Annotated in this window: 16 protein-coding genes; 10 read left to right on the plus strand and 6 right to left on the minus strand. The window is 51.7% G+C overall.

All coding sequences use genetic code 11. From position 1 onward, the window contains the following. Window positions 1–113: 113 nt before the first annotated feature. The 3 genes from B3007_RS03305 to B3007_RS03315 are packed head-to-tail and all read right to left on the minus strand — an operon-like array spanning window position 114 to window position 2,669. Window positions 114–851, minus strand: a complete 738-nt coding sequence (locus tag B3007_RS03305) for an MBL fold metallo-hydrolase (protein ID WP_068443201.1) — start codon at window positions 849–851, stop codon at window positions 114–116. Continuing rightward, window positions 845–1,453 (minus strand): hypothetical protein, encoded by a 609-nt coding sequence (locus B3007_RS03310; RefSeq protein WP_076513501.1) that lies wholly within the window; start codon window positions 1,451–1,453, stop codon window positions 845–847. Before B3007_RS03310 ends, B3007_RS03305 begins: the two co-directional genes overlap by 7 nt. Window positions 1,454–1,505: 52 nt before the next feature. Beyond that, entirely contained in the window at window positions 1,506–2,669 is a 1,164-nt protein-coding gene (locus B3007_RS03315; RefSeq protein WP_301377092.1) for a DUF3530 family protein, read from the minus strand. A 141-nt stretch (window positions 2,670–2,810) separates the two neighbouring features. Here B3007_RS03315 and rpe point away from each other — a divergent pair, with 141 nt between their 5' ends. Genes rpe through cmoB form a run of 5 tightly spaced genes read left to right on the plus strand, consistent with a single transcriptional unit; the run spans window position 2,811 to window position 7,579 of the window. Next, window positions 2,811–3,485 carry a ribulose-phosphate 3-epimerase gene (gene rpe, locus B3007_RS03320; protein ID WP_301377090.1) on the plus strand — a complete coding sequence of 225 codons (675 nt, stop codon included), beginning with the start codon at window positions 2,811–2,813 and terminating at the stop codon, window positions 3,483–3,485. A gap of 3 nt (window positions 3,486–3,488) precedes the next feature. Continuing rightward, on the plus strand, window positions 3,489–4,178 hold the full coding sequence (locus B3007_RS03325; protein WP_301377088.1) for a phosphoglycolate phosphatase: 690 nt from the start codon (window positions 3,489–3,491) through the stop codon (window positions 4,176–4,178). 7 nt (window positions 4,179–4,185) lie between these two features. Further along, window positions 4,186–5,817 (plus strand): DNA recombination protein RmuC, encoded by a 1,632-nt coding sequence (gene rmuC, locus B3007_RS03330; RefSeq protein ID WP_301377086.1) that lies wholly within the window; start codon window positions 4,186–4,188, stop codon window positions 5,815–5,817. Next, window positions 5,814–6,539, plus strand: a complete 726-nt coding sequence (cmoA, locus tag B3007_RS03335) for a carboxy-S-adenosyl-L-methionine synthase CmoA (RefSeq protein WP_076513515.1) — start codon at window positions 5,814–5,816, stop codon at window positions 6,537–6,539. Before rmuC ends, cmoA begins: the two co-directional genes overlap by 4 nt. Window positions 6,540–6,574: 35 nt before the next feature. Beyond that, window positions 6,575–7,579, plus strand: a complete 1,005-nt coding sequence (cmoB, locus tag B3007_RS03340) for a tRNA 5-methoxyuridine(34)/uridine 5-oxyacetic acid(34) synthase CmoB (protein WP_301377084.1) — start codon at window positions 6,575–6,577, stop codon at window positions 7,577–7,579. Between the two features lie 15 nt (window positions 7,580–7,594). Here cmoB and B3007_RS03345 read toward each other — a convergent pair whose 3' ends face one another. Continuing rightward, window positions 7,595–8,077: an NYN domain-containing protein gene (locus B3007_RS03345; RefSeq protein WP_301377082.1), complete on the minus strand. Its 483-nt coding sequence runs from the start codon at window positions 8,075–8,077 to the stop codon at window positions 7,595–7,597. A 38-nt stretch (window positions 8,078–8,115) separates the two neighbouring features. Continuing rightward, on the minus strand, window positions 8,116–8,400 hold the full coding sequence (locus tag B3007_RS03350) for a DUF2061 domain-containing protein (RefSeq protein WP_348655034.1): 285 nt from the start codon (window positions 8,398–8,400) through the stop codon (window positions 8,116–8,118). A gap of 118 nt (window positions 8,401–8,518) precedes the next feature. Between B3007_RS03350 and B3007_RS03355 the strand changes: the two genes are divergently transcribed. Genes B3007_RS03355 through B3007_RS03370 form a run of 4 tightly spaced genes read left to right on the plus strand, consistent with a single transcriptional unit; the run spans window position 8,519 to window position 12,035 of the window. Next, window positions 8,519–8,983, plus strand: coding sequence for a hypothetical protein (locus B3007_RS03355; RefSeq protein WP_301377081.1), 465 nt, complete (start codon window positions 8,519–8,521; stop codon window positions 8,981–8,983). A gap of 26 nt (window positions 8,984–9,009) precedes the next feature. Beyond that, a complete protein-coding gene (locus B3007_RS03360) occupies window positions 9,010–9,663 on the plus strand; it encodes a PspA/IM30 family protein (RefSeq protein ID WP_301377079.1) in 654 nt (217 codons plus the stop codon). Further along, on the plus strand, window positions 9,664–10,317 hold the full coding sequence (locus B3007_RS03365; protein ID WP_301377078.1) for a YqiJ family protein: 654 nt from the start codon (window positions 9,664–9,666) through the stop codon (window positions 10,315–10,317). Between the two features lie 35 nt (window positions 10,318–10,352). After that, complete coding sequence (locus tag B3007_RS03370; RefSeq protein WP_301377077.1) at window positions 10,353–12,035, plus strand: flotillin domain-containing protein; 1,683 nt, start codon at window positions 10,353–10,355, stop codon at window positions 12,033–12,035. A gap of 90 nt (window positions 12,036–12,125) precedes the next feature. Here the strand turns inward: B3007_RS03370 and B3007_RS03375 are convergent, their stop codons facing one another. Further along, on the minus strand, window positions 12,126–13,109 hold the full coding sequence (locus tag B3007_RS03375; protein ID WP_301377075.1) for a tRNA dihydrouridine synthase: 984 nt from the start codon (window positions 13,107–13,109) through the stop codon (window positions 12,126–12,128). A 230-nt stretch (window positions 13,110–13,339) separates the two neighbouring features. Between B3007_RS03375 and B3007_RS03380 the strand changes: the two genes are divergently transcribed. Then, window positions 13,340–13,588 carry an OadG family protein gene (locus B3007_RS03380; protein ID WP_076513536.1) on the plus strand — a complete coding sequence of 83 codons (249 nt, stop codon included), beginning with the start codon at window positions 13,340–13,342 and terminating at the stop codon, window positions 13,586–13,588. The last annotated feature ends 57 nt before the right edge of the window (window positions 13,589–13,645 follow it).

A 13,645-nucleotide genomic window follows, 5' to 3' on the forward strand; every position in this document is an offset into this window, starting at 1 on the left:
GTGTTCCAGAGAAAATTCGCAGGCATGCTATCACGGCGACTCGTTTAACGGGAGCAGTAACAGAAGAGGTAACGGGAGCGAGTCAGGCTCCCGGGAGTATTATTAATCAGGGATTAGCCTTTGATGGCGACACCGACGGGCAGTTGCTCGAACCAGCGCAGGAAGTCAGCAACGTGTGGTGGCTTGAACAAGCGGCCATGCTGGGGCGCCATGATCTTAATATCGAGTGCACTTACCCGACGGATCCAGTCGTGTTTAGCGGCATCGGAGGGCATCCAGCGCTGGTGAAATTTTTTCATTTTCGGACCGTGCCGCTCCATGCTGTCTACCCACAGCGGGGCTCCGGGTTCTTCGAGGGCGGCACCGACGTCACCGCTCATCAGAATGCCGGCTTTAGCATCCCATACATGAAAATTACCTGAGGAATGCAGGTAGTGCGCGGGAATGAATTGCAGCTGAATACGCCCGAGCGTAATTGTCATGCCTTCATCCGGAATCGCTTTATACGTGATGTTGTTCATACCAAAGTGGCGAATAAAACTTTCCCATAACCATGGAGAATAGAGTTCCGCATTCGGTAGAGCCTGATCCCAGAGCCCGAGAGATGAAATAATGTCAGGATCCTGATGAGAGGCGAACAATTTAGTGATGCCCTCGGCCGGGACGTACTTCAGCACGGAGGACAGCATAGGAGCGAACAGCTCAATACCACCGGGATCAAGGAGAATGGCCTCGTTCCCGCTTTGAATCAGGTATTGGTTGGTATCAATGATGCCATCTGGCTTACCTGGATCACGCGCGAACATAATCCAGCGGTGATCGCCATCTTCATACAAAACGGTGGCTAGCATGCTATTTTCCTTTCCCTGTGGTTCTGGCTGAGCAGACTGTTAGCGCGATTAAGATGGGCTGCAATCCGGTCTGCTGTTTTACGGATGTTGTCGGCAATTACCTCAAGCTGTTCACGGAAATCGCCCGCGGTAGCCGCTTCTACGTGGCTGGAGGTTGCAATCAGGTTTGCAGTTCGAATGTGTTTGTAACTCTCATCGATCTGGCCAATCAGGTCTCTGAGACCGATCTGGAGTTCGTGATTCAGTGCGTCGAGTTGCTTATCGCATTGATTAATATGCGGGCGGATAGAAGCAAGGTGCTCCGGCTTCTGGGCTTCAACCCAGCGAAAATGTGCCATGGCGTTATCCGAATGCCAGGCTGTTACGGCCTGAGTCGATAGTTTCTCAGCGTGATGATTGATCACCCTCGATTGCGAGATAATGGCACTGGCGAGTTCTTCAATAAAATCCGTGATCGCACGGAAGCCAACAGTCTTACTCCCGGCACGAACCGCCAGCGCCCTGGCATTCTTTGCTGTCAGGGCCAGACCTCTGGCTTCTATCATTGCCTGGTGCAACTCGGCGGATACGCTGGCTGCAATTATGAATACTGGCGCGGCCACAATCTCTCTCCATCAGGTGGGTATTCCCACTAAGCTTAGAATAGATTCTGAATTAGGGTAGTTCTGTCCCTGCAGCATTTGTTCGCAGCCAGCCTCTTATCCTTCGAAGTACGGTATTGCTGTCGGCAGAGGCACTGCTGAGGTGAATTTGTTGATAACGGTCGTGATGGCGACGCTTCATTGCGCCCATTCTCTGTTTGTCCTGCCATGAAGAGGACCTCGCCTCTGCGGTAAGGATATCGAGCACGGGAACTTCCAGCGTTTCCAGAACCTGAGAGAGACGCAGAGGGCTCAGAGGGTGTTCTCTCGGATCAACCAGAACCAATACCAGACCGTTTGAGTTTTCAGTCTCACGTTGTCGGGTCTGTACGGCATTCGCAGCCCATACGGCACTGTCACCATGAGCGATAACGACATTGTTCAGCTGGCCGCGGCTGGCCAGATAACCCAGGCCGGAGCGAATGCGCCCGGCAATGCCTTCGGTGTAGGCTTTGCGCTTCTCTTCAGCAGTCAGCCCTGGGGTGGTTTCAGCAGCAGGCGTATCGTCCTGAGAAGTCCCGTCCTGAGAAGGCGCTTGTGATGCGGCTTCTTCCACATCCGTTTCTTCGGTAGCAAGGTTCTCGGCCGGTTCCTGATCTGGCTCAGCATCGGATTCTTGTGCAGTTTCTTCCGTGTTTTCTTCAGTGCTGTCCTCTTCAGAGGGCGGGGCCTCGGGCTCTGTGGGTATACGCACAGGCAGCCGCTCCACTGGTGCGGTTGGCAGTTCAATTGCCAGCGTGGTCCAGCCATAGTCAGTCAGTGCCTCCCGCAGTGGCGCAACCAGTTCGGGCCAGTGAGCATGTTGTTCGATGTCGTGAAGTATCAGTGCGCCACCCTGTGGCCTACCGCTTTGTTCCCGTAGGAATAGTCCATGAAAAGAGTCGGGTCCGGCGACGAGGGTCACAACCTCATCCGAACGTTGAAACAGCGCCAGGTGCTCAATGATGCTCTGGTGTCGTTCTGAGTCGGGGTAAGGGACCGCCCGGACAGGTGCGACGGGGGCAGGACTTCCGGACTCATCCGTTGCCTGTTCTGCCGTTTCCTCCGGCGGAGTACTTTCATTCTCTTCCTCTTCACTGAACGCCGGCAACGAGACGGCAATCAGGAGTAGGCAAGTGGCAAAGCAACAGGCAAACATTGGTTTCATAGCGTCAGAAATATCGCGAATCAAGGACATACATGAACAACAGCAAGAACCGTTCCCCAATACAGAATGGTACGAGGGCCGGATGGCACAGGAAATGGCCTGGTAAATGGCATAGGAGAGGGAGAGCACGTACAATAACGCCAAATTCACTGCCCCCTGGAATCCAAGCCCATGAAGGAATGTCTGATTGCCCCGTCTATCCTGTCCGCCGACTTTGCCCGCTTAGGTGAAGAAGTCGACAACGTTCTGGCAGCCGGTGCCGATGTCGTTCATTTCGATGTGATGGATAACCACTACGTTCCGAATCTTACGATTGGCCCTATGGTGTGTAAGGCTCTGCGTAATCATGGCGTGATCGCGCCCATTGATGTTCACCTGATGGTCAGCCCGGTTGATCGCATGATCGCGGATTTCGCCGAAGCGGGAGCGACCTACATCACCTTCCACCCTGAAGCTTCAGACCATATTGACCGTAGCCTGCAGTTGATTAAATCCGCCGGCTGTAAAGCGGGTCTGGTATTTAACCCGGCAACGCCGTTGCATTACATGGACTACGTCATGGACAAGCTCGATGTTGTCTTGCTGATGTCAGTTAACCCAGGGTTTGGTGGTCAGTCTTTTATTCCTGCGACGCTGGACAAGTTGCGCGAAGCACGTAAAAAGATTGACGAGTCAGGCTACGACATCCGCCTCGAGATCGATGGTGGTGTGAAGGTCGACAATATTGGTGAAATATACGCCGCTGGGGCGGATATGTTCGTTGCCGGTTCTGCGATCTTTAATGCACCAGATTACAAAACCGTCATTGACGACATGCGTGCGGAAATCGCCAAAGCGGGCAGCTGATCCATGTTCAATGCAGACGTCTGCGCTCTGACAGGCGATGGTCAGCCGCAGCTGGTACTGCTTGATCTGGATGGCACTCTGATCGACAGCGTGCCTGATCTGGCAATAGCAACCGACAATATGCTGGTGGCACTGGGTCGTAAGGTGGCGGGTCCTCAACAGGTTGCAGATTGGGTAGGTAACGGTGCGGATATGTTGGTGCGTCGTGCGCTCGCAGAAGGAAACGAAGACGCCGCATTAGCGCTTGATGCTGATCAGGTATCGACCGCGCGACAGTATTTCGATGACGCGTACCTGAAATGTCTTCATCACGCGACCGGCGCGTTTGCCGGTGTGGATAGGTTTCTGCAGACCATTGAATCCAGAAAAGTATTGGTGACGAATAAACCGCGTCTGTTTACTGAGCCCCTGATTCGTTCTCTGGGCTGGCAAACATACTTTGCTTTTCTGCTTTGCGGCGATGACCTCGCTGAAAAGAAGCCATCGCCTGTTCCGGTTCTGCATGCCTGTAAAGAAACGGGCATTAAGCCTTCTCAAACCATCATGATTGGTGACTCCCGCCATGATATTGCCGCAGCGAAAGCGGCAGGCGTTGCGACGGTCGCGGTGACCTACGGGTACAATCATGGCGACGATATCCGTAACAGCGCTCCGGATCTGGTGGTCGACTCATTGAGCGAATTACTTGTTTAGGTAAATCATGACCGAATCTCTCCAATTTCTTTCAGATTCACCGTTACTCGCGGCATTAATAGCGGCTTTTGTTCCTGCTACATTTGCTTTGGGCTGGTTGTTGCGTGAGCGTAAAGCAGCGTCCGACAAAGAAGCGTCAGCGCTGCAGGTTCAGCAACTGACGGCGGACGCAGAGCGCCTGCGCGAAGAAAAGTCCGTGCTGGCTGATCAGCTCAATGCTGAACGGTCGGCTCGTCAGGAAGCAGAAGCCCGTGCCAGTGATTCCGGGCTGGCGCTGGCCAGAGAGCAGGAAAAGCTGTCTGCACTATCGCGTCAGGAACAGCTACTTGAGAAACGACTGGCAGAGCTGGATTCAAAATCGGCACAGCTGCAAGTTCAGCTAAGTGATGTTCAGTCGCGGCTGGCGACCGAACAGGAGGCCCGACAGCAGGAGCAGCGCAGCGCCGATGAAAAGCTTGCGGTTATTAATGAGTCACGTGAGCAGCTGCTAAAAGAGTTTGAAAATCTGTCACAAAAAATCTTTGAGCAGAAAACCAAGCAGTTCAGTGAGCAGAGTCGGCAGGGCATTAATGCCTTGTTGAATCCTTTCCGCGAACAGCTCGAAGGACTGAAGAAAAAAGTAGAGGACGTGTATGTATCCGACGCTAAAGACCGTGCGTCCTTGCAAGCACAGATCGGCGAACTGCATAAGCTGAATCAGCAGATGAGTGCAGAAGCGCACGCTCTGACAACCGCGCTGCGCGGTGAAAAGAAAAAGCAGGGTAACTGGGGCGAGCTTGTACTGGAAACGGTGCTGGAAAAATCCGGATTGCGTGAAGGCGAAGAGTTTGTTCGCGAGCAGTCACTCAATGACGACCAGGGTAAGCGCTATCGCCCGGATGTCATTATTAATCTACCGGACGATAAACACATTATTGTCGATTCTAAAGTCTCGCTGAATGCCTATACCGATATGGTCAATGCCGAAACGGACGCCGAGCGTTCGCAGTATGCGCGCCAGCATGTTGAGGCCATCCGACAGCATATCCGCACTCTGAGCGAAAAAGCTTATCAACAACTCGAAGGTCTGAACTCGCCGGATTTTGTGTTTCTCTTTATGCCGGTAGAGCCTGCGTTTATGGCTGCATTCGAGCAGGACGATACTCTGTTTAATGAAGCGTTTGAGCGTCGGATTGTTGTGGTGACGCCGACAACTCTGCTGGCAACTTTGCGCACGGTAGCCAGTATCTGGGCAATTGAGCGACGTAATAAAAGCACCGAAAAACTCGCCGACCAGGCCGGTAAGATCTATGACAAGCTGGTGATTGTTGCTGAGCGGATGGAAACCATGGGACGTCAGATCAACACAGTTCAGAGTACCTACGACGACACCTGGAAAGCACTCAAAGGCGGACGCGGAAACCTGATTAATCAGGCGGACCAGTTCCGTAAGCTAGGCGTCCGGGCTAAGAAGGAAATGGCAAAATCGCTGGTAGAAGAAGCAAATGCTGAACATGAGTTGCATGAGGCTCAGGCTTTAGAGTCGACTAAACCAGAGTTTAAAGAGTCAGGTCGTCAGTCTGGCTCTGGCTCTGGCGCTGATGAGGATGACTTCTCCCTGACTTCGGCACCTTCAGAGAAAGAGACGTCAGACTCATGAGCGAAAGAGACGATATTTATACCCGGCCGCATGAATCGGTAGCCGACTTTGAGTTTAACAGCGCAGTCGCCCGTGTTTTCCCGGATATGATCAAACGCTCGGTACCCGGATACGCTGAGACCGTGGCGATGTCGGGCATTATTGCAGCCCGCTATGCGCAGCCGGGGACGAACTTATATGACCTGGGCTGTTCTCTGGGGGCGGTGACTCTGGCCATGCGTCATGCACTGAAGAACAGCGATTGCAGAATCATCGGTATTGATAATTCACAGTCTATGCTGGAACGCGCTGGACATTACCTTGCTCTCGACGATGATGGTCCAGAGGTTGACCTGATCTGCGCCGATATTTGTGAACATCCGATAGAAAACGCTTCAGTAACTGCACTAAATTTTGTTCTGCAATTTATAGAACCTGAAAAACGTCTGAGCCTTCTCTCGCGTATTGCAGAGGCTACCTGTGACGGTGGCGCACTTATTCTGTCTGAAAAAATAGCATTTTCAGACAGTGAACAGAGCATTCAGGATACTCTGCACCATGATTTTAAGCGTGCTAACGGCTATTCGGATCTTGAAATAGCACAGAAGCGCAGTGCCATCGAAAACGTACTGATTCCTGAAACTGAAGAAGTGCATCGTGACCGACTGAAAGCAGCTGGTTTCTCTCAGGTGATTCGCTGGTATCAGTGTTTTAATTTTGTTTCTTACCTCGCTGTTAAATAAATAGTTAAATAAAAAGCTAAATAAATCGATAAAAAATGACTGCCGCCGACAACTCTTTGCTGCCATGGTTTGATGATGTTCACGCGTTTCTCTGTGAAGGGAAATTCAGCCCGTGGGGCAATATTCTGCGCGAACAGTTACAGACGTTTCTTCATGATAAAGAACACGGCGACCAGGCGAGATGGCTGGAGGCGCTGGATAGACTCCCAGCAATTACACCAGAAGCGTGTGACCTCACATCCTATGATCTTGCGTTGACCAAAACTCAGCTTGATGATGCACAGCGCGATGCTGTGGAGCAGGGGCTGCGCGGCCTGATGCCGTGGCGTAAAGGCCCATTCCGCTTCTTTGATACCTACGTCGATACTGAATGGCGGTCAGATTGGAAATGGGATCGGGTGGCTCCGCATCTTGCCCCCATAAAAGGGCGCAATATTCTCGATGTCGGCTGTGGTTCTGGCTACCACATGTGGCGCATGCTGGGAGACGGTGCCGGGCGGGTGATTGGTATTGATCCGTCACGCCTGTTTTTAATGCAGTTTCAGGCGTACAAACGCTACGCAGAACGCGCCCATGGGACGTTAAGCATCGATCTCCTGCCGCTACGTATGGAAGACGTGCCACCACGACTACGCGCGTTTGATACCACCTTCTCTATGGGGGTGCTGTATCACCGGAAATCCCCGATTGATCACTTGCAGGAATTACGGGATACATTGCGCCCGGGTGGCCAACTGGTACTCGAAACTCTGGTGATAGATGGTGAGCTGGGTGAAGTACTGATGCCCGAAGATAGGTATGCCATGATGCGTAATGTCTGGTTTTTGCCTTCTGTGGAAACACTGCTTTTATGGTGCCGCCGCGCGGGCTTAAAGAACCCCAGGCTCGTAGATTTGAATCAGACGTCGCTGGAAGAGCAACGCAGCACTGACTGGATGCGCTTTAATTCGCTGCCTGATTTTCTCGATCCGGAAGATCGTAACAAAACGGCGGAAGGCTACCCGGCCCCACTGAGAGTGGTCGTTCTGGCTGAGAGTTAAACCCGGTTTTACTCATTACCCTGAAGGTAACAGGTGCGCCTCTGTAATGGGGATAAACCGGTCTGCGGCGTCGATCAGAGACTTTGCCGTCAGAGCCTCAACGCCGACTACCCAGCATTGCGCACCGTCTCTTCGGGCACGTTTCAGCGCCAGATCAAAATCTCCGTCACCAGATAACAACACGATGATATCTGACGACGGAGCGGCATCCAGCAGGTCGATGGTAATACCGACGTCCCAGTCGCCCTTAGCTGAGCCATCGCGTCTCTGAATATAAGGCTTCAGGCGCACGTGAAAGCCAATGTCTTTCAATATGCGCTGGAAGTTCATCTGCCCGGCATCGCCACGATCAATTGCATACGCGACGGCGGTATGAAGTTCACGGCCCTTTATCAGCTCATCCCACAACGCCCGGTAATTAAAGTGACGCCCGAATTCCTGCCGGCAGGTGTAATAAATGTTCTGTACGTCTGCAAACAGGGAAATTCTGGATGTCATCTGAAGGCCATGGTTAGCGAATATGGGGAGTCAGGATATCAGGCTTTGACCATCGCAGCTCCATTCTGGCTGATATCAAAGGTCTGAGCCGCAACGTGACGGCGGGCCCATATCTTCTCGTGGAAGTAGTACCCGACTGTGTTAATGGCGGGCTCCACGATAGCGATTGCCCCACCAACAATAAAGCTGCCACTCAAGGCGTAAGCCACAGAAAAGGCAATGGCGAAGTGCATAATGGCAAAGCTGATAGTCTTAGTCATGAGGCTGATCTCGCTGTAGGTTGCTTTAAGAACTTTAGAATAGCACTTGAGAATCATTATCATATTTGATCTTATCCATTATCCCGATAGGTGTTCGCTATCACGAAAGTGCTTGACCGATACCTCCAAGGGTGTATACATTTGTATGCAAACAAGGAAAGCCAACCTCAAGGAGAGTAGGGTGCTCAATAAATCCCAATCCATCAGCGTCAGACTGTCTCCGGAAGATTACGCGTATCTTATGCGTATTGAGCAAAATGGTGCTGTCACCCAGAGTGAAAAAGTACGCGAGCTTATTCGTATGGCTCGGGAGCAGGTCGGCTCCGAAAGTTTTGCCCGAGCCTACTTGTCGTCTTCAGAAGTAGCAGCGCCGATCCTTGCAGAATGTAAATCTGACCCTGAATCACGCAGTGATGTTTGTGAAGCCCTGCTCGCTGGGGTAGCAGAGACCGCAGCTTGCGTACAGGCCACGATGCGTGATGATGCCTTTCTGAGAAACCTGGAGCAGAGATTACTCCCTGTAGCTGAGCAATTGGTTAAGCAACTGCTACCTGCTCTGATATCTGAACATGCTAATCGTCTTGAAGACGTCGATGTCGACCGTAAACAGCGGCTTCTTCATTTGATTGAAACTCTGACTGAATAGATTAACGACACACTGAGGAATACATTATGCCGGAAGGATACATCGCAAGAATCGGGCGCCTGGTAGCAGCATCCGCAAATACCCTGATCGATTCGTTGGAGAATGTCGCACCCGTTATGGTAATGGAGCAGACGATCCGCGAAATTGACGAAGCCATTGAAGAAGTCAGGCAGCAGCTAGGCAAGACAGAAGCAGCCCGTTATCTCAGCAGCCAGTCTCTGAATAAAGATAACGCCCGCCATGTTGAGCTTCAGGAGCAGATTGAAATTGCCGTCAACGAAGGTCGCGATGACCTTGCAGAAGCAGCGATCGCTCGTCAGATGGACATAGAGGCCATGCTTCCGGTGGTTGAGAAATCAATTACTGATGCCGATGCTGAAATTGTTGAACTGAATTCTTACATTCAGGCTCTGCAGGCGAAAAAGCGTGAAATGGAAGAAGCGAAGGAAGAGTACCGGAAAGCAGAAGCGCAGGCTTCTGGTGAACCCGGTGTTCCAGGTAGTAGCGAACCCTCCCGCCGTTTAGAGAAAGCTACGGCAGCGTTTAACCGTGTGATGAATAATGCCGGTGCACCGGGCGTCAGTGGAAATCAGGATGCTGCTAAGTTAGCCGAGCTGGAATCACTGTCGCGCAGTAACCGTATTAAAGAACGTCTAGCACGTATTAAGTCGGAATCGTAAATGGAATTTCTGCTCGCCGATAATAATTTCCCGTTCAGTGTCGCTTTGATGCTGATGCTGATTATTGCTCTGACTGAAGGCGTGTTGACGGTCATCGGTGCGGGTATGTCCGAAGCGATAGACAGTCTGCTTCCCGATGTTGAGTTTGATATTGACGGGAATATCAGTTCGGGAGGGGTACTGACCAGTTTTCTTGGCTGGATTCGTTTCGGGCAGGTCCCTGCGTTAGTACTTCTGGTTATCTTTCTCGCTACTTTTGGGCTTGCCGGGTTGGTTCTTCAGTCAGTTCTCGAAAGTATCCTGGGCTTTACGTTACCCGCATTAATTGCTTCGCCCCTGGCAGTCGTTGCTGCGCTACCAATGGTGCGTGGATGCAATGGAGTATTAGCTAAAGTCGTTTTCAAAGACGAGACGGAATCTATTTCCTCCAGCACCTTTGTGGGTCGCGTTGCGGTCATCACCATAGGTGAAGCTCGTCAGAATTCTCCGGCGGAAGCCCGTTTTAAGGATCGTCACGGCACTACCCATTACGTCATGGTCGAGCCAATGGAAGACGTTGTTTTTAAACAGGGCGACAAAGTACTCCTGGTCGAGTCTGCTGGGGCGACGTTTAAAGTGATAGAACCTGCTAACCCGAATCTGGGGCAGGTATAAATATTAGTGAATCCCTCATAAGGAATTGAAGAAAAATGAGTAATCTTGGTTCAATTATTTTTATTTCAGTAGTGTTGTTTGTTGCGCTGCTGGTGGTCGGTATTATTTTTTCCCGGTTATATACCCGAGCGTCTAAAGAACGGTCTTTTGTTCGTACTGGTATGGGCGGACAAAAAGTAATTCTGAATGGTGGGGCAATGGTATTACCGGTACTTCATGAAGTGATTCCGGTAAATATGAATACCTTGCGCCTGGCTGTATCCCGCAAGGAACAGCAGGCACTGATTACTAAAGATCGTATGCGTGTTGATGTTCTGGCTGAATTCTATCTGCGTGTAAAGCCAGAGAATGATGCGATCGCAAACGCCGCTCAGACACTGGGTGCGCGCACGCTTGACCCTGAAGCTCTGAAAGAAATGATCGAGGGTAAATTTGTTGATGCTCTACGCTCCGTAGCGGCTGAAATGGAAATGGCCGAGCTGCACGAGCAGCGCAGCCAGTTCGTTCAGAAAGTGCAGCAGGTCGTGAGTGAAGACCTGTTAAAGAATGGTCTGGAGCTCGAGTCGGTATCGCTCACAGGGCTGGACCAGACTCCGCGTGAATTCTTCCAGCAGGACAATGTGTTCGATGCCGAAGGTCTTTCGAGAATGACCCGCTCCATCGAAGCACGTCGTAAGGAGGTGAACGATGTAGAGCAGGAGACCAGAGTTCAGATTGAAACCAAGAATCTGGAGGCCGAACGCCAGCGTCTCGAAATTCAGCGTGAAGTCCGTTATGCACAAATGGATCAGCAGCGTGAAATTGAAAATCGCGAAGCACAGCAGCAAGCGGATATCGCAAAAGAAAGAGCAGACAAAGAGCGTACTGCATTGCAGGCTGAGATCATTGCAAAACGTGAGGTCGATGAATCCCGTATTGAAGCGGAGCAAACCACTCGTCTGCTGGAAATTGAGAAAGAGCGTCGCCTCCGTGAGCAGGAAATTGAGCGTGAACGCCAACTGGAAGAGCGCGAAATTGAGAAACAGAAATCTCTGGAGATTGCTCAGCAGGAACGTGCCATTGCCGTTGCTCAGAAATCGAAAGAGCAGTCGCTGGCTGATCAGGAAGCTAACGTAGCCCGCTCAGAAGCAGTAAAAGCCGAAGAGAAAGTAACGACTGCGAAGCAGGTAGAAATTGCCGAGCGTGAAAAAGAGATCGAACTGATCGAAGCCAAGAAAGAAGCTGAACGTCAGGCGACGGGTGTGAAAGTATCAGCCGAAGCTGAGAAATTTGCAGCCGAAGACAAAGCCGAGGCGCTGCGCTTGCAGGCACAGGCCGAAGCAGATGCGATTCGCGTCCGGGTTGAAGCTGACCGTGAGAAATACATCGTAGATGCAGAAGGTCAGCGTGCAATGAATGAGGCACTGAACAGCCTCAGCGAAGCACAGATTGCACTGAAGCGTGTATTGAGCCTGCACGAGAGTCTGCCAATGATTATCCGTGAAAGCGTCAAGCCTCTGGAGAATATCGACGGTATGAAGATCGTATCAATCGATGGGCTCAGTGGTTTGGGCGAGGGTGGCCACAAAGGTATTCTGAGTGCAGACAAAGAAGCCGGACTAAGCTTACCTGAGGCTTTGGTCGATAGCGCCCTGAAGCATCGCGCCATGGCACCTTTGGTAGATTCACTGTTAAAAGAAGCCGGTGTGAATGATCTGACGGCAGATCTGAACTCCTGATTTCTATCCTGTTAACTGACCTGCCAACTGGCCTGCACTGCAGGTCAGTTAGCGCGGCAGTTAGACTGGCATTCAGATAAGCAAAGTCCGCTACAGGCTTGAACCGGACGCTTGTTTTATCTTGTTAAAAAATGCTTCCCTCGAGCGTTCGCGCTTTACCGTATCGAAGACGGATTTAATCGTCTCTGAATGCATCGAAAAATAGTGCAGCCATTGTTTCAGCCTGTCCGTGAGCTGCTTATCCGTTAAGTGTTCCAGAGATTCTGATAGTTTCTCCAGCAATCCAAGGTGTTGCTGCCATGTCATGGGCTCATAGCCGGGTTCTTTAATCACCCGCGCCAGATCAGGCGTGGCTACCAGACCCCGTCCAATCATCAAAAGATCAGATTCACTTTCCTGTTGGCATTGTTGTGCCTGCTCAGGCGTCCATATTTCACCATTGGCGAGTACCGGAATATCAACCACTTGCTTGATGTCGGCAATCCATTTCCAGTAAGCCGGTGGCTTATAGCCTTCTGTTTTCGTGCGGGCGTGAACCGTTAACCATTGAATCCCTCCCGAGGCGAGTGCAGATGCATTCTCAAGTGCAAGACTCTTGTCTTTAAAGCCCAGGCGCATTTTAGCACTGACAGGGATGTGCGCTGGCACTGCATCGCGTACCGCACTGGCGATGCGATTCAGGAAGTCCGGGTATTGCAGTAATACAGCGCCGCCCTGGCTGCGGTTGACAGTCTTTGCCGGGCAACCAAAATTCAGGTCAATGGCAAGGGCACCCAGCTCAGCAGCTTTTGCAGCATTGCCTGCCATGAGTTCAGGGTCGCTGCCGAGCAGCTGGACGTGGACTGGTGTGCCTGCGAGGGTGCGCCCGCCGTTGTGTAATTCGGGGCAGAGACGGTAGAACACTTTCGATGGAAACACTTGTTGCGTCACACGGATGAACTCTGTGACGCAATGATCAATGCCGCCTACGGCGGTCAGCAGCTCCCGGAATGTTCCATCCATCAGGCCTTCCATCGGCGCCAGAGCAATATAAGGGCGATGAGTATCTGTGAAAGGCAGGGTTCCGGTAAACATTGATCTGTCTCGGGGAAAGTGTTGTTGAGTGGCGCGCGAGTATACGCGAGCTGTCAGCGCATATGCTACCGCCGACCAGTGCATGAGCGGCCTGTGGCCGTTTTGGGCGGTTGCTTTGGCTGGTCAAGTTAAGTACTCTAGCGCAGCTTGCCGGACTCCGTGGCAGGACGTTTTATGTCTGCCAGACGGATACGGAGAGATCCACAGAGACCAATTTGAGGAGCGCCTGCATGGCTGAGCCAAGCATCGTATCACAAGGTCTGGAGCTGATGATTTTCGGTATGGGCGTCGTATTTGTCTTTCTGACAATGCTGGTGTTCGTTACTGGAGCCATGTCCAGAATTGTGAACAAAATTGCTCCTGAGGTAGAAGTGCCAGCGGCTAAACCAGCCCCAGCGCCACAGACCACAGGGGTGGATCCGCAGTTGTTAAAAGTATTATCTGCGGCAGTAAAAGAGCATCGTGCCCGCCAAAAGTAAGGCGCGATATAAGAAGAACTCAACGTTAATTAACAACGTTTACGGAAGAAAAGGCCA

The sequence above is a fragment of the Thalassolituus sp. UBA675 genome (genome assembly GCF_002297765.1).
Taxonomy (GTDB): domain Bacteria; phylum Pseudomonadota; class Gammaproteobacteria; order Pseudomonadales; family Oceanobacteraceae; genus Thalassolituus.